The sequence below is a fragment of the Nocardiopsis sp. iso_25 genome, from assembly GCF_056173305.1.
Genome location: NZ_CM149667.1, coordinates 160,457 through 181,934, shown reverse-complemented (window position 1 = coordinate 181,934; position 21,478 = coordinate 160,457). Strand labels below are relative to the sequence as shown.

Genomic DNA, 21,478 nt, shown 5'->3' with positions numbered 1-21,478 from the left:
GCGGCCCCGGAGACCGGCCCCCGTCACACACCGACCCCCGAAGCCGCGTCCGGCACGTCCGCGGTCGGCCCACGCGACGACGCGCCCCGTGGGCACGGCACCCGCCGGGCGCATCGGCCGACGCGCCCGGCGGACCGGTCAGGCGGAGGGCGCTGCGCCGTTCACGCGGCGCGGCACGCCCAGCGGGTTGTCGTCACGCAGCTCCCGGGGGAGCAGCGACTGCGGCACCGACTGGTAGGTGACCGGGCGCAGGAAGCGCCGGACCGCGGTGGTGCCCACCGACGTGTGCAGCGGCGCGGTGGTGGCCGGGTAGGGGCCGCCGTGGGTCATGGCGTGGGTGACCGCCACCCCGGTCGGCCAGCTGTTCCAGAGCACCCGTCCGGCCAGGGACGCGCCCAGCGCCAGCAGCGCGGGCGCGATCTCGTCGTCCTCCTCGCCGTGCACGGTCACGGTGAGCTGGCCGCCGAACACCCCGGCCGCCTCCAGCAGCCGCCGCTCGTCGGGGTAGGTGACCACGAGCGTCGCCGGGCCGAAGCACTCCTCCAGGAGGGTCTCGGCGTTCTCCAGCAGGGAGTCCAGGTCGGTGCGCAGCAGGGACGGGGTCCAGTCGTCGCCGGTGCGCACACCCTGGACCAGCACCTCGGTGGCCGGGTGGGCGCTCAGGGCGTCCAGCCCGCGCACGAAGCCCTCGGAGACCCGCTCGTTGAGCAGCGGGGCGGCCGCGCGCCCGCCGAAGTCGGCGACGAGGGCGTCGAGCTTGGTCTCCTCCGGCACGAACAGCACGCCGGGCTTGGTGCAGAACTGGCCCGAGCCCATGGTGGCCGAGTCCGCGTACCCGCCCAGGATCTCGTCGCCGCGCGCGGAGGCGGCCGCGCGGGTGACGAACACCGGGTTCACACTGCCCAGCTCCCCGTAGAAGGGGATCGGGTCCGGACGCGAGACCGCGAGGTCGAACAGGGCCCGACCGCCGGGGATGGACCCGGTGAAGCCCACGGCCCGGGTGAGCGGGTGGGTGACCGCGCGCCTGCCCGCCTCCACCCCCTCCACCAGGGCGAAGCAGCCCTCGGGCGCCCCGGCTCCGTCGAGCGCCGCGACCACGATCTCGGCGGTGCGCCGGGCGAGCCGGAGGTGCCCGGGGTGGGCCTTGACGACCACGGGGCATCCGGCGGCCAGAGCGGAGGCGCTGTCCCCTCCGGCCGTGGCGAACGCGAACGGGAAGTTGCTCGCCCCGAACACCACCACCGGGCCCAGCGGGACCAGCAGGCGGCGCACGTCCGGGCGCGGGGTGCCCCAGTCGGGGTCGGCCGGGTCCACGGCGGCCTCCAGGTAGGAGCCCTCCTCCAGGGTCTGCGCGAACAGGCGCAGCTGGAAGGTGGTGCGGCCCAGCTCCCCACGGCAGCGCGCCTCGGGGTAGTGCGCCTCCTCCATCGCGATCGGCACGAGCTCGTCGGCGGCGCCGTCCAGGGCGTCGGCGACGGCGCGCAGCAATCCGGCGCGCTCGCCCGGGGTGAGGGCGGCCAGGAGCGGCGCCGCGGCGGCGGCCCGTTCCATGACGGCGTCGAGTTCCTCCGGCGTGGTATCCGGGGCGGTGGTCATGGCTCTCAGCCTCCAGGAGGGTGTGTACGCTGCGTCGGCCCTGATCCAACCATGCCAGAGCCGATCAGGAAAGCGCTATCCAAACTCGGGGCGCGCTGTGCGCGCGCAGCGCCCGGGAGGCCCCGGCCGGGGTCCCCCTCGCTCCGGACCGCTGGCCGCGCTCCGGGAGGGGCGGGGGAACGAAACTGGAATTTCCCCGGAACCAGGTGATTCCGGAAAGGCATCATAGGAGCTGTGACGACAAACTCCCGAAGCTCAACACCCCCGCGGTCACGACGCTCCCCAGGCAGTACGGGGGGTGACCACGCGTCACGCGAGAGCCGTGGACGAGCCAGCGTCGCCCACGACGAACTCGCCTTCGCGCAGGCGCCGCTGCGGAGGCTGCCCGCCCAGCAGCGCAGCATGCTCAGGGTCCAGCGCATGCTCGACTGCTGCGCCGAACTCCTCGACGAGGTCGGCTACGACAACCTCTCCACGACCAGGATCGCCGAGCGCGCCGGGGTCGCCATCGGCTCCGTCTACCAGTTCTTCCCGGACAAGAAGGCCATCACCCAGGCCCTCGGGCTGCGCTTCCTCGACCAGTTCGGCACGCGCGTCACCGAGCGCCTCGCCGACGCCTCCTTCAGCCACTGGACCCTGGCCGTGGACGCGGTGGTCGACGAGTACATCGACATGCACCGCCACGTGCCGGGCTTTCGCAGCCTGCACTTCGGTGACATCGTCGACCCGCGCCTCCTCAACGGAGGCGCCGACAACAACCGCGTCATCTCCATCCGCCTGCGCAGGATCATCGTCTCTGTCACAGGCATCCCCGACAATGAGGAGCTCGACCGGGCCATCGACGTCGCCGTCGAGGCCGCGGACGCGGTGCTCAAGCTCGCCTTCCGCGACGACCCCGAGGGCGACCCCGCGCTCGTCCGCGAGGCCAAGCACCTGGTCAGCAGTTACCTGTCCCACTTCTCCCGACGCAACGGAGGCGACCATCCGTGGTAGCCGACGCCGGCACCCTCTCCCGACCCGTCACCGGAACGGCCGCCGGAGTGCCCTTCCTGGCCCTGCCGCCCGCCAGCGGTGACGTCCCGGCCCCGCTCGTGCTGGGCCTGCACGCCTTCGAGCCGCCCCGGGCCGAGGCCGCCCTGGCCGGAACCGTGCCCATGGCCCCGCTCCCGGCCTGGCGGGTCTACCTGGGCCTGCCCCTGTTCGGGGCCCGGCTCCCCGAGGGCGGCGTCGCCGAGATCAACCGGCGCGGCGAGCGCGACTACCTCGTCGAGCTGTTCGGCCCGGTGGTGGAGGAGGCCGCCGCCGAGCTCCACCGCGTCACCGCCGAACTGCGCGCCGCCTTCCCCGTCACCGACGCACCCGTCGGGCTGGTCGGCGTGGGCGCCGGGGCCGCGGCCGTCCTGCTCACCCTGGCCGAGGGGCGCCTGCCCGTCGGTGCCGCCGCCGCCGTCAACCCGGTCGTGGACCCCGCCCTGGTCATCGCCGCGCGGGAGCGGCGCACCGGCACGGCCTACGAGTGGACCGAGCAGGCCCTGAGCACCCGCCACTGGCTGGACTTCGGCAGCCGCGCCGAGGAGGTCTCCCGCGACCGGGTCCCCCTGCTCGTCGTCAGCGGGGGCCGGGACGAGGTCGTGCCCCCCGAGCACGGCCGGTCGCTGCACGACGCCGTGGCGGCCCATGCGCCCGAGCATGCGCTCCGTCACATCGTGGTCCCCGACCTGGCCCACGCCATCGGTCCGGAACCGGGCCTGAGCCCCGGCCCGCTCACCCCGGCCGGAGTCCTCACCGACCGGGCGCTGACCGAGTGGTTCCACCAGCACCTGAGCTCTTCCGACCAGGTCCGGACGGCGGAGTAGGGGCTCCGGCGGGCCCCGCCGGGCGCTCCGTCCGCTCCCCGGCCCGGTGCGAAACCCCACGTTCACCGGGTGCACCCCGGCGTCTCCTCCCGCGTCCCCTCAACGGACGCCGGCGCGACAGCTGGTGCGCGTTCCATGGGATCATCCAGTGGCGGCCGCACCGAGCGGCCCACCTGACCGTTTCGACTCATCCTTCAGGAGGGCGAACCACGTGACGGAACCGGCACCGGTCTTTGCCAGCGGGGTCGACAACGAGCGGTTGAACGCGCAGCTCCGCTTCCTTCTGGAAGTCGACAAACTCAAGCGCATCCTGCGGCAGTCCCTCCTGGTGGACGGCTCCCGGCGGGAGAACTCGGCCGAGCACTCCTGGCACCTGGCCCTGTCAGCCCGCACCTTCGCCGAGTACGCGCCCGAGGGCACCGACATCGACCGCGTCGTCGAGATGCTGGTCCTCCACGACATCGTCGAGATCGACGCCGGGGACACCTTCCTCTTCGACACCGTCAACTCCCGGACCCAGGCCGAGCGCGAACGCGCCGCGGCCGACCGCATCTTCCCCCTCCTGCCCGAGGACCAGGCCGAGCGTGCCCGCGAGCTGTGGGAGGAGTTCGAGGCGCGCGCCACCGCCGAGGCGCGGTTCGCCCGCGCGGTCGACCGGCTCTCGCCCATGCTCGCCAACTGGCACAACGAGGGCGGCACGTGGGTGCGCTTCGGGATCACCCGGGCGCAGGTGATGGAGAAGGTCAAGCTGATCCAGGAGGGGTCGGAGGCGCTGGGCGCCTACGCGACCGCCCTGGTGGACGACGCCGACCGCCGCGGGTACTTCCGGACCTGACCCCCGGTGGGGACCGGCACGGGACCCCCTCGCGGGACACCGCGGCGGTCGCCGCGAGTCCGCGCGGGGGTCGGGCGGGGCGGGGTCAGACCCGGCCCATGAGGATCTGGACCGCGGCGGACAGCCCCACCAGCACCAGGCACACCCGCAGGGCGGCCGGGCTGAGCTTGCGCCCGAACCTCCCGCCCAGGTATCCGCCGATGATGGTCCCGCAGGCGATGAGGCCGACCACCGGCCAGGCGGGCTCGGCCAGGATGATGTAGAACACCGAGGCCGTGGTGTTGACGATGGTGGCGAGCATGTTCTTCAGGGCGTTGAGCCGCTGGATCTCCTCGTCCAGGGCGGTGCCCAGGATGCTCATGAGGATGATCCCCTGGGCGGCGGCGAAGTAGCCGCCGTAGGCTCCGGTCCCGTAGGCGCCCAGCGGCAGCAGCGGGCCGCCGTCCCTGTGCGCGGGCCTGCGCGAGCGGACCCACCGGGTGATCCGCGGTTGGAGGACGATCAGCACGCAGGCGAGGCCGATCATGAACGGCACCACGGCCTCGAACACGCCCGGGGGCAGGTAGATCAGCAGCAGGGCGCCGGTCACCGCGCCGAGGAAGGACATGCTGCCCAGCCGCAGGATGCGGGCGCGCTGGCCCGCCAGCTCCCGGCGGTAGGCGATGGTGCCGCTGAGCGTCCCGGGGGCCAGGCCGATGCTGTTGGAGACGGTGGCGGTGATCGGCGGGTAGCCGAGCGCCAGGAGTACGGGGAAGGTGAACAGCGTCCCCGACCCCGCGATGGCGTTGATCCCGCCGGCGGCCACACCGGCGAGGAGGATGACCGCGGCCTCCCAGAGTTCCATCCGCCCAGCTCTCCCTGTCCGCCCCCGACGGTCGAGGGCGACAACAGACTACGAGAGCGGGTCATCGGATGATCATGCCGGGATGCGCGGAGGGCCCGAGCCCGGTACTGGACCGGGCTCGGGCCCTCGCGGTCCGGCCCTCAGACGGCCGGTCCGGCGCCGGGCGACCGCTGCGCGGGGCGGGCCCCGCCGCACGGGACGCGCGTCCGGCCGGCCGGACGGCGAAGCCGGGTCAGGGGGCCCTGACCACGTCGTCGCGCAGCCGGTCGAACGCGGCGCCGACCCCCTTGAGGGCCTGGCCCATCTCGGCCGGGACGACCCACACCTTGTTGGCGTCGCCCCGGGCGATCTCCGGGAGCTTCTGGAGGTAGTGGTAGGCCAGCACGTCCGGGTCGACCCGGCTGGTGTGCAGGGCCTTGAACACCATGTGGATGGCGTCGGCCTCACCGCGGGCCCGGGTGGTCTGGGCCTCGGCGTCGGCCTTGGAGGTGAGCGCCTGCGCCTCGGCCGCACCCCTGGCCCGCAGCACCGCGGCCGAGCGCTCGCCCTCGGCGCGCAGGACCGCGGACTGCTTCTCGCCCTCGGCGCTGAGCAACTGGGCGCGCTTCTCCCGGTCGGCGCGCATCTGCATCTCCATCGCCTCCTGCACGGAGGACGGCGGCTCGATGCCCTTGAGCTCGATGCGGCTGATCTCGATGCCCCAGTCGCTGGTGGCCTCGTCCAGCACGGCCTTCAGCTCGCGGTTGATCGCGTCGCGGGAGGTGAGCGTCCCCTCCAGGTTCATGCCGCCGATGACGTTGCGCAGCGTGGCCAGGGTCAGCTGCTCGACGGCCTGGATGAAGTTGGCCACCTCGTAGGTGGCCCGGTAGGCGTCCACGACCCTGATGTAGACCGCCGAGTCGACCTCGACCGCGAGGTTGTCCTCGGTGATGGCCGACTGCGGCGGGAAGCTCACGACCTGGACGCGGCGGTCGATGCGCTCGCGCACGTGGTCCACACCGGGGACGACGATGTTGAAACCCGAGCTCAACGTCCGGTGGAACTTACCGAAACGCTCGACGACGTCCTCCATCGAGTGCGGAACGATACGCACGCTCCGCCAGAAGACGAGCAGCAGAACCGCGACGAAAAGCGCCACGATGATGATCATGGTCATGGGGCCGCCCCGGTTTCCGGACGGAGGGCGTCATTCGGTATCGGCATCTGGGCAGCTCCGGATCTCCAGACGGGGGTGACAGGCGGGCACGGACCGCGCCCGGCGGCCCCGCCCACCCGAAGATCATAAAGCGCGCCGAAATGGAGCGATCCGCTCACCGTCCGCTGACGCTACCCCATATGCGCCGGGGCGACCACATCCGGACAGAAACACTGTTTATGGTCAATACATTTGCTCAGTTAACGCAATCCAATAACGGGAAAGTCTGTCGTCGGGGGCTCATGCGCACGGACGGAACACGTGCCGGACGACCGGGTCTGCGCACGCCCGGAACCCGGCACGGGGCGTCCGCCCGGACGGGCTCCGGCGCACCCGTGCCGCCGCCCCGGACGGGCGCTCCCTCAGACGGCCCGGGCGCTCCAGCGGTCGCCGTCCCTCTCCACCTTCAACGCGAGCCCGAAGGTCTCCGACAGGTGGTCCGCGGTCAGGACCTCGTCGATCGGCCCGGAACGCACCACCGAGCCCCCGCGCAGCAGCAGGGCGTGCGTGGTCCCGGCGGGGATCTCCTCCACGTGGTGGGACACCACCACCAGCGCGGGCGCGGCCTCGTTGCGGGCCAGGCTCCCCAGGCGGCGCACCAGGTCCTCCCGCCCGCCCAGGTCCAGCCCGGCGGCGGGCTCGTCCAGGAGCAGCAGCTCCGGGTCCGACATCAGCGCGCGGGCGATGAGCACGCGCTTGCGCTCGCCCTCGGAGAGGGTGTGGAAGCGGCGGTCGGCCAGGTCGGCGACGCCCCAGTGGCCCAGCAGGGCGCGGGCGCGGCCGTAGTCCGGGTTCCCGTACTCCTCGCGGAAGCGGCCCACGTAGCCGTAGGCGGCGCTCAGCACGATGTCGAGGACCTCGGTGCCCTCCTCGATCCGCGACGCCACCGAGGCGCCCGCGTAACCGATCAGCGGACGCAGCTCGAACACGTCCACCCGGCCCAGCCGCTCGCCGAGGATCTCCACCTCGCCCGCGGTCGGGTGCGTCTGGCTGTAGGCCACGTTGAGCAGCGTGGTCTTGCCCGCGCCGTTGGGGCCCAGGACCACCCAGCGCTCGCCCTCCAGGACCGTCCAGTCCACCCCGTCCAGCAGATGGGCGTCGCCCCTCCGCACCGTGACCCCGCTCAGGCCCAGAACACGCCCGTCCATCGTCCTCCCTCACGTCACGTCCCACGCCGGTGCACGGGCCGCCCTACCCTGAAGCAATGCATCTCTCGTCCGCACCACTCGTCGCCTGGGGCAACGCCTGGCTGGCCGGACACGTCGGCCTCGACGAGGCCGTCGACGCCGTCGAGCGGCGCGGTGGTCCCAACCTGATCGGGACAGTACCGGCAGTGGACCTGCCCTTCGACAGCGGCGTACCGCTGCGAACCGCACTGACACGGCTGCGCGGCCTGGGGCTGTCCGCCTTCCGGTTGGCCCTGCCCACCTGGGGCGATCCCCTCGGGCTCGTGGGCCCCAAGGAACTCAACCAGGCCGCCGTCGAGGCGCGGGAGGGGGTGCTGGTGCGGCTCGCCGACCGGCAGGTGGGCCTGGTGCCCTCCGCCGACCGGCGTGGTTCATCCTATGTGGGCGTTTCGTGGACACCGTATCCGGCGAACGACGCACTGCCGCAGGTACCCGGCCTGGCCGAGGCGGAACAGGCGCTGAAGCTCGCCCTCATCGAGGCCGCCCGGGCCATGGAGGGCGTGGACGACGTCGCCCCGTTCGCACCGGACGTGCACCGCCGGCTGGGCGAACTGGGCGGCGGCGCGCCCTCGCTGGCGCGCGGGTACCCGGCCCGGGCGCACCGGGTGGCGGAGCAGGCGGCACGGCTGGCCGGGGTGGTGGAGCTGGCCGAGCCGTCCTCGGGGCGGGGACTGACCGCCCACCAGGCCACGGCCCGCTCCGAGGGGCTGCGCAGGCTCGACGCGGCGGTGCGCAGGGCCCTGGTGGCCGCGCACGGCGCGATCGACCCGTCCGACCGGGGTGTGCCGGGGCGCTGAGCGGCCGCTCAGCCCGACGCGCGCTCCGCGCCCCCTCCGGCGGCGCGGCGCACCGACACCAGACGGACGACGCGGACCGAGGCGACCGCCGCGCAGGCCGGGGCGAGTATGACAAGGGCCACCCAGAAGGACGTGAAGAGGTAGGGCACCTGGAACCACGCCACGTCCCTGCCCCGGTAGAGCCCCCCGACCACCTCGTGCAGGAACGCCAGCAGCAGCGGCGGCGCGGCGTAGGGCAGCAGGCGCGCCGCCGGGGCCCACCACGGGCGGCCCTCGCGCGCACGGGCCCAGTCGCCCGCGCGCCGGACGCCGCGCCAGGCCAGCGGCACGGCGGCGGCGCCCAGGACGAGCAGGACGGCGTCCGCGGCCAGCACCACCGTGCCCGTCGGCGGCGCGGGCGCCCGCCCGGAGTCGATCAGCTCCACGAGCGCGGCGGCCAGGCCGGAGGCTCCGCTGCCCGCCGACCCGCTGTTGGCCATGACCGCCACACCGTGGCCGCTGTCGGGCAGCAGCGCCTGGTGCGCGGTGGCGGTCATCAGGTTGCCGCTGTGCTCGACCACAGGCGCCCCCGAACCGGTCTCGCCCGTCGACCACCCCAGGGCGTAGGAGCCTCCGGAGATCGGCGAGGGGGTGTGCAGGGCCTCGATCCCCTCCTCGGACAGGACCCGGTCGCCGCCGGGGCCGCGGCCGCCGTTGTTGTGCGCGACGAGCCACGCGCCCATGTCCGCGGCGGTGCTGAGGACTCCGCCCGAGCCGTTGCCGAACCCGGGGGGTTCGTCCGCCGGGACCGGGAGGCCGAGCACGCTGATGTGGCCGCGCGCGCCGGGCGGGAGGTCGAGGTCGGTGTCGACGGTGGTGGTGTCGTCCATCCCCAGCGGCGAGAGGACCCGCTCGTCCAGGTGGTCGGCGAAGGACCGCCCGCTGACCACCTCGACCAGGCGGGCGGCGACCTGGAAGTTGGGGTTGTGGTACTCCCAGCGCGTGCCGGGTTCGGCGGCCAGGCCCGCGTCTCGCAGGTCCTCGACGGACTGGCGCAGGGTGAGGGTGCTCCGGCCCCGGCTGTAGGAGGCGAACTCGGAGTCGGACATGCCGGAGGTCTGGTCGAGCAGCTGGCGGACGGTGATCCGTGCCGCGCGGGGGTCGGCCATCGTGAACCCGGGCAGGTGCTCCCGCACCGGGTCGGCCAGGCCGAGCTCTCCAGCCTCGGCCAGCTGGAGGACCGCCAGCGCGGTGAAGGACTTGCTCACCGAGGCCACGGCCATGGGCGTGCGCTCGGTGACGGGCTCCCCGCCGGGGGTGGTGCCGTACCCCTCCGCGTGGACGACCTCCGTGCCGTGGGTCAGGACCACCGCCGCGCCGGGAAGACCGGTGGCCTCCCGGTACTCCTCCACGAGGGCGTCGACCGCGGCGGGGGCCGGGGTCCGGGAGGGTTCGGCGGAGGCGTGGGCCGCGTGCGGGAGCAGCAGCGCGGCGGCCCCCAGGAGGCCGAGGACGCGGAGGAGGCGGTGTCCGCCGCGTGGCCCCGGGCATGGAGCCTGTACCGGGTGTGGATCTGGGCGGGGGCGGGCGCGGGCGCATGGGTCCGGAGTCATGCGGCCACGCTAGGGAGGACGGCGGGGCGCCCTCCATGGTGCGGGCCCCGGAACCGTCCTACGGCCCCCGCCACCGCGGCCCTGCGGCGCGCACCACCCCGGGGCCGCGCGCCCGGTCCCGGCAGGCGGGCCGCCGGCCCCGGATTCGGCCGGGCGCGGAGGCGTTGGAGGGGGCGGGCGGGGGTTGTTCCGCGTGGGCTCGCGGGCCACTCTGGAGGGGGATGGGAACACCCTGGGACGGGGAGCGGAATTCTCGGGGTCGGGCCAGGGGCGTTACCTGATCCCGTGGAGGCGGAGAATGCCGATACTGGACGTGTGGCAGGCCGGACCCCCGGCCCCACGGAAGGAACGAGGAGACCCGTCATCATGCAGCCCGAGCACATCCGAGCCTCCGACGCGGACCGGGACAAGGTTGCCGAGCGGCTGCGCGAGGCCCTGGCCGAGGGCCGCCTGACCCCGGTCGAGCACGAGGAGCGGCTGGAGACCCTCTACCGGGCCAAGACCATGGGCGAGCTCGGCCCCATCGTGGAGGACCTGCCCGTGCCCGGCCACGGGTACGACTACGCGTCGATGGAACGGCGTTCCGACGCGCCCAGCGGTATGGAGATCCTGGGCAGCGAGGCGCGCGATCTTGCCGGGCAGAGCAAGGGTTCGGAGAATTTGGTCGCGGTGTTCGGCGGCTGCGAGCGCAAGGGCCGCTGGCTGGTCGAGCCGCGCACGAACGTGTCCGTGCTGTGCGGCGGGGTGGAACTGGACCTGCGCGAGGCGGTGCTCAGCCAGCACGAGGTGACCATCCAGGTCGCGGTGATCATGGGCGGGGTGGACATCGTCGTGCCCCACGGGGTCAGGGTGATCAACAACACGTCCGGGATCCTGGGCGGCGCCGATCTACACGGAACGGACCAGCTCACCGACCCGAACGCCCCGGTCGTCCGTCTGACGGGAACCTGCATGCTGGGCGGGGTGGACGTCAAGGCCAAGGGCCCCAAGCGAAAGAAGAAGAGTCGGAAGGACAGGTGACGTACGTCGCGCCTCCAGCTGTCCACATAGTGAACTAGCTGGGAAAAGGGTCAGCCCTGCGCGACGCCCCTCCGATACGGCCGAGTACCGTGGACACCGCCATGAATGAGAAATCCACGCTGTTGGTGACGGTGACCGGCCACGACCGTCCGGGCATCAGTGCTCGTCTTCTGAGCACCCTCTCCGTCTTTCCGGTGACCATCGCCGACCTGGAACAGGTGGTCCTGGCGGGCCGCCTCGTGCTGGGCGCGGTCCTGGAGGTTGACGAGCGGGTGGCTCCCGGTGTGAGTCCCTCGCGGGTCTTCGAGGAGGTCCGCAACGCGCTCGACAAGACCGCCATCGACCTCGATATGGAGGTCGGCTACGGCAAGGGCGGCGGGAGGGACAACGGCCGTGTGAAGGCGGTCGTCCACGACCGGCTGCACGTGACCGTCCTGGCCGATCCGCTGCGTCCCGGCGCCCTGGGCGCCCTCACGTCGTGCGTCGCGCGCGCGGGCGCGAACATCGACCGCATCGAGCGGCTGTCCAGCTTCCCGGTGACGTCCGTGGAGATGGAGATCTCCGGCGGGGACGTCGACCAGCTGCGCGCCGAGCTCGCCATGGAGGGGTCCACCCAGGGGGTGGACGTGGCCGTGCAGCCCAGCGGCCTGCACAGGCGGGCCAAGCACCTCATCGTCATGGACGTGGACTCCACGCTGATCCAGGGCGAGGTCATCGAGCTGCTGGCCGCGCACGCCGGATGCGCGGACGAGGTCGCCCGGGTCACCGAGGAGGCCATGCGCGGCGAGCTGGACTTCGAGGAGTCGCTGCGCCGCCGGGTGATGCTGCTGAAGGGCCTGGACGCCTCCGCCATTCCCAAGGTGTGCGAGGAGATCCAGCTGACTCCGGGCGCCAGGACGCTGGTGCGCACCCTGAAGCGCCTGGGTTACGAGTGCGGGATCGTCAGCGGTGGCTTCACGCAGTTCACGGACGTGCTCGTGGAGCGCCTCGGGTTGGACTACGCCGCCGCGAACACCCTGGAGGTCGTCGACGGCAAGCTCACCGGCGAACTGGTCGGGCCGATCATCGACCGCAAGGGCAAGGCGACCACCCTGGAGCGGTTCGCCGCGGAGGCCGGTGTGCCCCTGGAGCAGACCGTGGCCGTGGGCGACGGCGCGAACGACCTGGACATGCTGCAGGCGGCGGGGCTGGGCGTGGCGTTCAACGCCAAGCCGGTCGTGCGACAGCAGGCCGACACCTCGGTGAACGTGCCCTACCTGGACACGATCGCTTTCATCCTCGGGATCACCCGGGAGGAGATCGAGGCCGCGGACATGCGGGGGCAGATCGAGCCGGTGTCGAGTGCGGTGCCGCACGACTGACGTCCCCGCCCGGCTCCCTGGAACCACCAGGCCCCGTTCCCGAGTGGGAGCGGGGCCTTTGTCCACAGCACGCAACAGGCCCTGGCGCCGACACGCCCGCATCCGGTTGACTGGAAACAGGGGGGCCCACCCAGGCACCCACACCCCCGCACACCCACCCCAACGTTCACAAACGCACAAACCCCCACACAAAAAAAAGGGGCGGACCCGCCCTAACAGGCAACCCACCCCCACACAAAAAAAGAGAGGTGAGGCCGCCCCTAACAGGCAACCCCACCCCTCCTTCAAGAAAAACCGTGGCAGCGACCTACTCTCCCACCCCACCACAGGGCAGTACCATCAGCGCAAAGAGACTTAACGACCGGGTTCGGAAAGAGACCGGGTGTGACCCTCCAGCAATAACCACCACGGAAACCACACACCACCCACCCAACTCCACCCACCCCCACAGGGCAGGGAATCACAGTGAGCAGTAAACTCCGTGAAAAGTGTGCGCGAACATCCAATTATCTGCAGCGGACAAGCCCTCGGCCTATTAGTACCGGTCAGCTCCACCCCTCACAAGGCTTCCACACCCGGCCTATCAACCCCATCGTCTATAGGGAGCCTTACCCCCTCAAGGAGGCAGGAGACCTCATCTCGAAGCAAGCTTCCCGCTTAGATGCTTTCAGCGGTTATCCCTCCCGAACGTAGCCAACCAGCCATGCCCTTGGCAGGACAACTGGCACACCAGAGGTTCGTCCGTCCCGGTCCTCTCGTACTAGGGACAGCCCTTCTCAAGTCTCCAACGCGCACAGCGGATAGGGACCGAACTGTCTCACGACGTTCTAAACCCAGCTCGCGTGCCGCTTTAATGGGCGAACAGCCCAACCCTTGGGACCAACTCCAGCCCCAGGATGCGACGAGCCGACATCGAGGTGCCAAACCATCCCGTCGATATGGACTCTTGGGGAAGATCAGCCTGTTATCCCCGGGGTACCTTTTAGCCGTTGAGCGACACCGCTTCCACACGCCGGTGCCGGATCACTAGTCCCAGCTTTCGCTCCTGCTCGACACGTCCGTCTCACAGTCAAGCTCCCTTGTGCACTTACACTCAACACCTGATTACCAACCAGGCTGAGGGAACCTTTGGGCGCCTCCGTTACTCTTTGGGAGGCAACCGCCCCAGTTAAACTACCCACCAGACACTGTCCCCGAACCGGATCACGGTCCAAAGTTAGATGCCCGAAACAGTCAGAGTGGTATTTCACCAACGCCTCCACCGCCACTAGCGTGACAGCTTCACCGGCTCCCACCTATCCTACACAAACCATCCCAAACACCAATGTCAAGCTATAGTGAAGGTCCCGGGGTCTTTCCGTCCTGCTGCGCGAAACGAGCATCTTTACTCGTAGTGCAATTTCACCGGGCCCATGGTTGAGACAGTGGGGAAGTCGTTACGCCATTCGTGCAGGTCGGAACTTACCCGACAAGGAATTTCGCTACCTTAGGATGGTTATAGTTACCACCGCCGTTTACTGGCGCTTAGATTCCCAGCTTCGCAAGGGCGAACCCCCACTAACCAGTCCTCTTAACGTTCCAGCACCGGGCAGGCGTCAGTCCGTATACAGCGTCTTACGACTTCGCACGGACCTGTGTTTTTAATAAACAGTCGCTTCCCCCCGCTATCTGCGACCCCACCCAGCTCAGGATGCAAGATCCGTCACCAGACAGGGCTCCCCTTCTCCCAAAGTTACGGGGACAATTTGCCGAGTTCCTTAACCATGGTTCACCCGAACGCCTCGGTATTCTCTACCTGACCACCTGCGTCGGTTTAGGGTACTGGCCACACACGAACTCGCTAGAGGCTTTTCTCGACAGCATGGGATCACTCACTTCACCAAAAACGGCTCGGCATCACGTCTCAGCTCACATGAGAGGCGGATTTGCCAACCTCTCAGCCTACACGCTTACCCCCGGACAACCACCGCCGGGTAGAGCTACCCTCCTGCGTCACCCCATCACTTACCTACTACAAGCTCGGTTCCCAGACCAGTAAGTCAAAGCTCCCCGAAGGGACCCAAGACCACCAGCGTGGTTAGCATCACCTGATTCAGTACTGGACGCTCGTGCACGGGTACGGGAATATCAACCCGTTATCCATCGACTACGCCTGTCGGCCTCGCCTTAGGTCCAGACTCACCCTGGGCGGATTAACCTGCCCCAGGAACCCTTAGTCAATCGGCGGCAACGTTTCTCACGTTGCTTTCGCTACTCATGCCTGCATTCTCACTCGCACGCCCTCCACCACACGATCACTCGGCAGCTTCACCGGACGCACGACGCTCCCCTACCAACCCAAGAAACTAGTCTTGAGCTTCACAGCTTCGGCGGTGTGCTTTAGCCCCGCTACATTATCGGCGCAGAACCACTTGACCAGTGAGCTATTACGCACTCTTTAAAGGATGGCTGCTTCTAAGCCAACCTCCTGGTTGTCTCAGCAACTCCACAACCTTTCCCACTTAGCACACGCTTAGGGGCCTTAGCTGATGATCTGGGCTGTTTCCCTCTCGACTACGAAGCTTATCCCCCGCAGTCTCACTGCCACGCTTCACTTAACCGGCATTCGGAGTTTGTCTGACGTCAGTAACCTTGTCGGGCCCATCAGCCAAACAGTAGCTCTACCTCCAGCAAGAAACACGCGACGCTGCACCTAAATGCATTTCGGGGAGAACCAGCTATCACGGAGTTTGATTGGCCTTTCACCCCTACCCACACCTCATCCCCCAGGTTTTCAACCCTGGTGGGTTCGGGCCTCCACGAGGTCTTACCCCCGCTTCACCCTGGACATGGGTAGATCACTCCGCTTCGGGTCCACAGCATGCGACTCAAATCGCCCTATTCAGACTCGGTTTCCCTACGGCTACCCCACCCGGGTTAACCTCGCCACACACCATGACTCGCAGGCTCATTCTTCAAAAGGCACGCCATCACCAAACACGAAGTTCAGCTCTGACGGCTTGACAGCACACGGTTTCAGGTACTATTTCACGACCCCTCACCGGGGCACTTTTCACCTTTCCCTCACGGTACTAGTGCACTATCGGTCACCAGGACGTATTTTGGCTTAGCAGGTGGTCCTGCCAGATTCACACGGACTTTCACGGGCTCCGCGCTACTCGGGAATACATCCAACACCTAGGTTCTTCCTACACCTACGGGACTCTCACCCACTCCGGTACCGCTTCCCAACGGCTTCAGCTACAAGAACCACTCAGCGCTCCAGGTCGGCAGACCCAGACAGACGCATCCCACAACCCCGCAAACGCAACGACTGCCGTCTATCACACGCCTACGGTTTAGCCTCTTCCCCGTTCGCTCACCACTACTAGGAGAATCACTGTTGTTTACTCTTCCTACGGGTACTGAGATGTTTCACTTCCCCGCGTCACCACCAACCACCCTATACATTCAGATGGCGGCAACCCGACACAACTCGGGCTAGGTTTCCCCATTCGGACACCCACGGATCACAGCTCGGTTGACAGCTCCCCGTGGCCTATCGCGGCCTCCCACGTCCTTCATCGGCGCCTGGTGCCAAGGCATCCACCGTGTGCCACTATCACTTGGCCACTACAGATAATAAGATGCTCGCGCACACTATTCACAAATCAAAACACCAACCGCATACCCCAACACCACTCACATCCCCAGCCACAACGGCAAGGAACCGAGAGTTCTCAGAGGCGGTCCGCGGGAACCAACACCCGACCAGGCCCAAAGGCCACCAGCCGGAGGTTGTTTCCTCAGACACCCAACAGCGCGCCCCCGGACGCTTCTAGTCGCCCGAGGTCAAGTTCGATTCATCTTCAGCCACTCCCGAACAGCCCACACCCGAAGATGTGTCATGCTGCCGGGTCCACTTTCGAGTCCGGCCGGCTGTAGAAGTAATGCCGACCTGTAAAGACTCCTTAGAAAGGAGGTGATCCAGCCGCACCTTCCGGTACGGCTACCTTGTTACGACTTCGTCCCAATCGCCAGCCCCACCTTCACTCACTCCCTCCCACAAGGGGTTAGGCCGCAAGTTTCGGGTGTTGCCGACTTTCATGACGTGACGGGCGGTGTGTACAAGGCCCGGGAACGTATTCACCGCGGCGTTGCTGATCCGCGATTACTAGCGACTCCACCTTCATGGGGTCGAGTTGCAGACCCCAATCCGAACTGAGACCGGCTTTTAGGGATTCGCTCCACCTTACGGTATCGCACGCCCATTGTACCGGCCATTGTAGCATGTTTGCAGCCCAAGACATAAGGGGCATGATGACTTGACGTCATCCCCACCTTCCTCCGAGTTGACCCCGGCAGTCTCCCATGAGTCCCCACCATTACGTGCTGGCAACATGGAACAAGGGTTGCGCTCGTTGCGGGACTTAACCCAACATCTCACGACACGAGCTGACGACAGCCATGCACCACCTGTCACCCGCCAACTAAATGACCTCACATCTCTGCGAGTCCACGGGTGATGTCAAACCTTGGTAAGGTTCTTCGCGTTGCGTCGAATTAAGCAACATGCTCCGCCGCTTGTGCGGGCCCCCGTCAATTCCTTTGAGTTTTAGCCTTGCGGCCGTACTCCCCAGGCGGGGCGCTTAATGCGTTAGCTACGGCGCGGAAACCGTGGAAAGTCCCCACACCTAGCGCCCAACGTTTACGGCATGGACTACCAGGGTATCTAATCCTGTTCGCTCCCCATGCTTTCGCTCCTCAGCGTCAGGTAAGGCCCAGAGACCCGCCTTCGCCACCGGTGTTCCTCCTGATATCTGCGCATTTCACCGCTACACCAGGAATTCCAGTCTCCCCTACCTACCTCTAGCATGCCCGTATCCACTGCAGAACCGGAGTTAAGCCCCGGTCTTTCACAGCAGACGCGACACGCCGCCTACGAGCTCTTTACGCCCAATAATTCCGGACAACGCTCGGACCCTACGTATTACCGCGGCTGCTGGCACGTAGTTAGCCGGTCCTTATTCCCCACCTACCGTCAACCCGAAGAGAACTTCGAGCCTGCGTTGGTGGTAAAAGAGGTTTACAACCCGAAGGCCGTCATCCCCCACGCGGCGTCGCTGCGTCAGGCTTTCGCCCATTGCGCAATATTCCCCACTGCTGCCTCCCGCAGGAGTCTGGGCCGTGTCTCAGTCCCAGTGTGGCCGGTCGCCCTCTCAGGCCGGCTACCCGTAATCGCCTTGGTAGGCCGTTACCCCACCAACAAGCTGATAGGCCGCGAGCCCATCCCTGACCGAAAAACTTTCCACCCTCCACCATGAGGTGGCGGGTCGTATCCGGTATTAGACGGCGTTTCCACCGCTTATCCCGGAGTCAGGGGCAGGTTGCTCACGTGTTACTCACCCGTTCGCCGCTCGTGTACCCCGAAGGGCCTTACCGCTCGACTTGCATGTGTTAAGCACGCCGCCAGCGTTCGTCCTGAGCCAGGATCAAACTCTCCATAAAGGTCACTCAACCCGACCCGGCCGTGAGGCCTGGGCGGGTAAACCTAGAAGTAATCCTGACCAACCGGGTTACCCCGGCTAATCAAAGGAACCTCCGCACACGAACCGGAATGGTTCTGTGTGACGGGGCCAAAACAAACATGGCTTAAAGAAAATCAAACACGCGCTGTTGAGTTCTCAAGAAACAACCGCTCTTCGCGTACAAGCTGCTGTGAGCTTTTCCGCCGAAGGCGTTGTGCGTTTCCGCTTTGTTGTGTCTTTACTTTATCAGGTGTTCCGCGCCCCGCCAAATCGGCGGTTTGTGGTGTTTCTGATCGGGGTAAAGCCCGTTTCCTGTTTCGCTTCCGTGTTTCCTTGGAAGCGCCTCCGAGCTTACCCGCACCGAAGCAGTGCTCGGAACGGTGATTCGGAGGAAGAAGGGGTATCCGGCACGCCCGCGGAATCGCGTTCGTTTCGCTCGGAAGGGTGTCGCAACCCCTCTCGGCTTTGGGCCGTTCGGAGGCGACTCGGAGTACATTACCCGCGGCCCGGGGGTCTGGCAACTCGAAGCCTGCGTGTCCTGGGTCACACTAGTTCAGCAGTGTGCCGGAACCGGTTCCCGGGGCCGCGTAGAGCCACTCCACCTCCAGCTCGACGGCCGCGACCGTGGCCGGCGGGTAGGCGGCCGGGCTCCCCAGGAAGGCACCGGCCAGCTGGGCCACCGTCGGGTTGTGTGCGACGACCAGGACCGTCCCCGCGTCGGGATCCACCTGGTTCACCAGCTCCAGGAGCGTGTCCACCCCCGCCGAGTACGCCGCCTCGGAGTAGTCCACCTCCGGGCGGACCCCCGGTTCCATGGCCCCGAGCACACCGTCCAGCGTCTGCCGTGTCCGCCTGGCCGCGGAGCAGATGACGTGGTCGGGCACGTACCCCCGCTCGGCGAGCAGACGGCCGACCGCCTCGGCCTGGCTCCGGCCCCGGTCGGTGAGACCGCGTTCGAAGTCCTCGAAGCCGTTCTCGGCCTGGGCGTGCCGCATCAGCAGCAGCCGCCGCACGCCGCTCACGGGGACACCGCCGTCGCGACGACGGAGAGGGCCGCGATGAACGCCACCATGACACCCACGATGACGAACAGTCCCTTCATCCCGGACACCGGGAACCACCCCTTCGCTCGCTCGGCTGTGTTCCCAGGTTAGGCCCCGCCCGAACACGGGCGCGGCCGCCCGGGGGATACCCGGGCGGCCGCGGAGGTCGGTGCTTCCTCCTACTTCCCCTCTCCGGCGCGGGCCTCCTCCTTGCGGTCGTCGGCGCCGTCGGCGGTGTCCTCTCCGACACCGCCGTCCCCGGCCGCGGAGATCCCGCCCTCCGGCGCGGCTCCTCCGCCGGTCTCCGGGGCGCCCTTGGGCGCGGACCGGCCGCCGGTCTCGGCGAGGTCGGTCTCGGTGCCTCCCCCGCGGCGCTTGGACCACAGGATCGCGCCGACGAGCACGGCGACGGCCGCCACCGCGATCCCCGCCCGCAGGACGATGTTGTCGGCGTAGATCACCACGCTGGGCGCCACGATCAGGGCGACGAGGTTCATCACCTTGAGCAGGGGGTTGATGGCGGGGCCCGCGGTGTCCTTGAAGGGGTCGCCGACCGTGTCGCCGATGACCGTGGCGGCGTGGGCCTCCGAGCCCTTGCCGCCGTGGTGGCCGTCCTCGACGAGCTTCTTGGCGTTGTCCCAGGCGCCGCCCGAGTTGGAGAGGAAGACGGCCATGAGCACACCCGCGGCGATGGCGCCGCCCAGGAACGCGCCCAGCGGGGCGTAGCCGAGGGCGAAGCCGACCGCGATCGGCGCGAGGACGGCCAGCAGGCCCGGGGTGACCAGCTCCCGCAGCGAGTCCTTGGTGCAGATGTCGACCACGCGCGCGTACTCGGGCTTCTCCGTGCCGTCCATGATCCCCGGGCGGGTGCGGAACTGGTCGCGCACCTCCATGACCACGCGGCCCGCCGCCCGGCCGACCGCCATGATGGCGAGTCCGGAGAAGAAGAACACCACGCTGGCGCCGATGATGACGCCGACGAGCACGTCGGGCTGGTCCAGTGAGAGCGAGAAGGCCTCGTCGGCGTCGCCGAGCTGCGCCTGCACGGAGGTGCGGAAGGCGCCGAAGAGCGCGGTCGCGGCCAGGACCGCGGTCGCGATCGCGATGCCCTTGGTGATGGCCTTGGTGGTGTTGCCGACGGCGTCGAGCCCGGTGAGGATCTCCGCGCCCGGGCCCTCCACGTCGCCGGACATCTCCGCGATGCCCTGGGCGTTGTCGGAGACGGGACCGAAGGTGTCCATCGCCACGATGATGCCGACGGTGGTGAGCAGGCCGGTTCCGGCGAGGGCGACGGCGAACAGGCTCAGGGTGATGGAGCCGCCTCCGAGCAGGAAGGCGGCGTAGACGGCTCCGGCGATGAGGAGGGCGGAGTAGACGGCCGACTCCAGGCCGACGGAGATGCCGGAGAGGATGACGGTCGCCGCGCCGGTCTCGGAGCTGTCGCCGATCTCGCGGACGGGGCGCCGGTCGGTCTCGGTGAAGTAGCCGGTGAGCAGTTGGATGGCGGCGGCGAGCACGAGGCCGATGAGGACCGCCGCGACCGCGAGGATCCTCGGGTCCGGGTTGGTCCCGGCCTCCTCGATCTCGGCCAGGACCTGCGGGCTGACTCCGGAGAGCTGGTCGAAGCTGGAGGGCAGGTACCAGAAGGCGGTGCCGACGACGAGCACGGCGGAGATCGCCGCGGAGATGAAGAACCCGCGGTTGATCGCCGACATCGCCGTCTTGTCCCTGGCGCGGGGGGCGACCAGGAAGATGCCGACGATGGCGGTGAGCACGCCGATCATGGGGACGAGGAGCGGGAAGACGAGTCCCTCGGTGCCGAAGGCGACGCGGCCGAGGATCAGCGAGGCGACGAGCACGACCGCGTAGGACTCGAACAGGTCCGCGGCCATGCCGGCGCAGTCGCCCACGTTGTCGCCGACGTTGTCGGCGATGGTGGCCGCGTTGCGGGGGTCGTCCTCGGGGATGCCCTGCTCGACCTTGCCGACGAGGTCGGCGCCGACGTCGGCGGCCTTGGTGAAGATGCCGCCGCCCACGCGCATGAACATGGCGAGGAGCGCCGCGCCGAAGCCGAAGCCCTCCAGGACGATGGGGGCGTCGCCCCGGTAGAGGAGGACGACGACGGCCGCCCCGAACAGGCCGAGGCCGACGGTGATCATGCCCGCCACGCCGCCGGTGCGGAAGGCGATGCGCATGGCGGTGCGGTTGGAGGCGTCGTCACCTCCGCGGGCGGCCGCGGCGACCCGGACGTTGCCGCGCACGGCGAGCCACATGCCGATGAAGCCGGTCGCCGCCGACAGCAGGGCGCCGAGGGCGAAGAAGACCGACCGGCCGATCGCGATGGCCCACGAGTCGGCGGGGAGCAGGAGCAGCAGGAGCGGGATGAGGACGACGAAGACCGCGAGGGTGCGGAACTGCCGTTTGAGGTAGGCCGCCGCTCCTTCCTGCACCGCGAGCGCGATGCCGCGCATTCGCTCTGTGCCCTGCCCTGCGGCGAGGACCTCACGTACCAGCACGCCCGCGACGGCGAGTGCCAGAAGGGCCACCACCATGACGATGATGACGAGGGTGAAGTCGGTGCCTGCCAGTGATAGGGCCATGCCGCCTTCAGCGGCGAGGTTGAGCCCAGACAATCCGTCCTCCTT

At 68.6% G+C, this 21,478-nt stretch carries 13 protein-coding genes and 3 rRNA genes; 6 read left to right on the top strand and 10 right to left on the bottom strand.

Annotated features, from left to right (window positions below; genetic code table 11):
• Positions 1–138 precede the first annotated feature (138 nt).
• Complete coding sequence (locus AC0VX6_RS00805) at positions 139–1,596, bottom strand: aldehyde dehydrogenase (NADP(+)) (RefSeq protein ID WP_274975775.1); 1,458 nt, start codon at positions 1,594–1,596, stop codon at positions 139–141.
• 402 nt (positions 1,597–1,998) lie between these two features.
• On the opposite strand from AC0VX6_RS00805, the gene AC0VX6_RS00800 reads away from it, so the two are divergent.
• The 3 genes from AC0VX6_RS00800 to AC0VX6_RS00790 all read left to right on the top strand — a co-directional run bounded on the left by AC0VX6_RS00800 (position 1,999) and on the right by AC0VX6_RS00790 (position 4,287).
• Positions 1,999–2,589 carry a TetR/AcrR family transcriptional regulator gene (locus AC0VX6_RS00800; protein WP_047870402.1) on the top strand — a complete coding sequence of 197 codons (591 nt, stop codon included), beginning with the start codon at positions 1,999–2,001 and terminating at the stop codon, positions 2,587–2,589.
• The gene (locus AC0VX6_RS00795; RefSeq protein ID WP_475467130.1) at positions 2,583–3,452 is read left to right on the top strand and encodes an alpha/beta hydrolase family protein; all 870 of its coding nucleotides are present in this window, start codon (positions 2,583–2,585) and stop codon (positions 3,450–3,452) included. Before AC0VX6_RS00800 ends, AC0VX6_RS00795 begins: the two co-directional genes overlap by 7 nt.
• A gap of 211 nt (positions 3,453–3,663) precedes the next feature.
• Positions 3,664–4,287: an HD domain-containing protein gene (locus AC0VX6_RS00790; RefSeq protein ID WP_017563491.1), complete on the top strand. Its 624-nt coding sequence runs from the start codon at positions 3,664–3,666 to the stop codon at positions 4,285–4,287.
• Positions 4,288–4,372: 85 nt separating this feature from the next.
• Here AC0VX6_RS00790 and AC0VX6_RS00785 read toward each other — a convergent pair whose 3' ends face one another.
• From AC0VX6_RS00785 to AC0VX6_RS00775, 3 genes are all read right to left on the bottom strand, one after another.
• Positions 4,373–5,131: a sulfite exporter TauE/SafE family protein gene (locus AC0VX6_RS00785; RefSeq protein ID WP_274975773.1), complete on the bottom strand. Its 759-nt coding sequence runs from the start codon at positions 5,129–5,131 to the stop codon at positions 4,373–4,375.
• 232 nt (positions 5,132–5,363) lie between these two features.
• Positions 5,364–6,287, bottom strand: coding sequence for an SPFH domain-containing protein (locus tag AC0VX6_RS00780; protein WP_274975772.1), 924 nt, complete (start codon positions 6,285–6,287; stop codon positions 5,364–5,366).
• Positions 6,288–6,688: 401 nt separating this feature from the next.
• Positions 6,689–7,474, bottom strand: a complete 786-nt coding sequence (locus AC0VX6_RS00775) for an ABC transporter ATP-binding protein (RefSeq protein WP_212641937.1) — start codon at positions 7,472–7,474, stop codon at positions 6,689–6,691.
• A gap of 56 nt (positions 7,475–7,530) precedes the next feature.
• Here AC0VX6_RS00775 and AC0VX6_RS00770 point away from each other — a divergent pair, with 56 nt between their 5' ends.
• The gene (locus AC0VX6_RS00770) at positions 7,531–8,310 is read left to right on the top strand and encodes a hypothetical protein (RefSeq protein WP_274975771.1); all 780 of its coding nucleotides are present in this window, start codon (positions 7,531–7,533) and stop codon (positions 8,308–8,310) included.
• Between the two features lie 8 nt (positions 8,311–8,318).
• On the opposite strand, the gene AC0VX6_RS00765 is transcribed toward AC0VX6_RS00770, so the two are convergent.
• Positions 8,319–9,902 carry a serine hydrolase domain-containing protein gene (locus AC0VX6_RS00765; RefSeq protein ID WP_475467129.1) on the bottom strand — a complete coding sequence of 528 codons (1,584 nt, stop codon included), beginning with the start codon at positions 9,900–9,902 and terminating at the stop codon, positions 8,319–8,321.
• A gap of 366 nt (positions 9,903–10,268) precedes the next feature.
• Here AC0VX6_RS00765 and AC0VX6_RS00760 point away from each other — a divergent pair, with 366 nt between their 5' ends.
• Positions 10,269–10,922, top strand: coding sequence for a DUF1707 SHOCT-like domain-containing protein (locus tag AC0VX6_RS00760; protein ID WP_248772997.1), 654 nt, complete (start codon positions 10,269–10,271; stop codon positions 10,920–10,922).
• 101 nt (positions 10,923–11,023) lie between these two features.
• Positions 11,024–12,283, top strand: a complete 1,260-nt coding sequence (gene serB / locus AC0VX6_RS00755) for a phosphoserine phosphatase SerB (RefSeq protein WP_475467127.1) — start codon at positions 11,024–11,026, stop codon at positions 12,281–12,283.
• A gap of 294 nt (positions 12,284–12,577) precedes the next feature.
• On the opposite strand, the gene rrf is transcribed toward serB, so the two are convergent.
• From rrf to AC0VX6_RS00730, 5 genes are all read right to left on the bottom strand, one after another.
• Positions 12,578–12,693: ribosomal RNA gene (gene rrf, locus AC0VX6_RS00750) — 5S ribosomal RNA — on the bottom strand.
• 104 nt (positions 12,694–12,797) lie between these two features.
• Positions 12,798–15,895, bottom strand: a 23S ribosomal RNA gene (locus AC0VX6_RS00745).
• A gap of 342 nt (positions 15,896–16,237) precedes the next feature.
• Positions 16,238–17,770, bottom strand: a 16S ribosomal RNA gene (locus tag AC0VX6_RS00740).
• Together the 16S, 23S and 5S rRNA genes form the textbook arrangement of a ribosomal RNA operon.
• A 568-nt stretch (positions 17,771–18,338) precedes the next feature.
• Positions 18,339–18,812: a SixA phosphatase family protein gene (locus tag AC0VX6_RS00735; protein WP_274975768.1), complete on the bottom strand. Its 474-nt coding sequence runs from the start codon at positions 18,810–18,812 to the stop codon at positions 18,339–18,341.
• A gap of 200 nt (positions 18,813–19,012) precedes the next feature.
• Positions 19,013–21,433, bottom strand: a complete 2,421-nt coding sequence (locus AC0VX6_RS00730; protein WP_475469230.1) for a sodium-translocating pyrophosphatase — start codon at positions 21,431–21,433, stop codon at positions 19,013–19,015.
• Positions 21,434–21,478 lie beyond the last annotated feature (45 nt).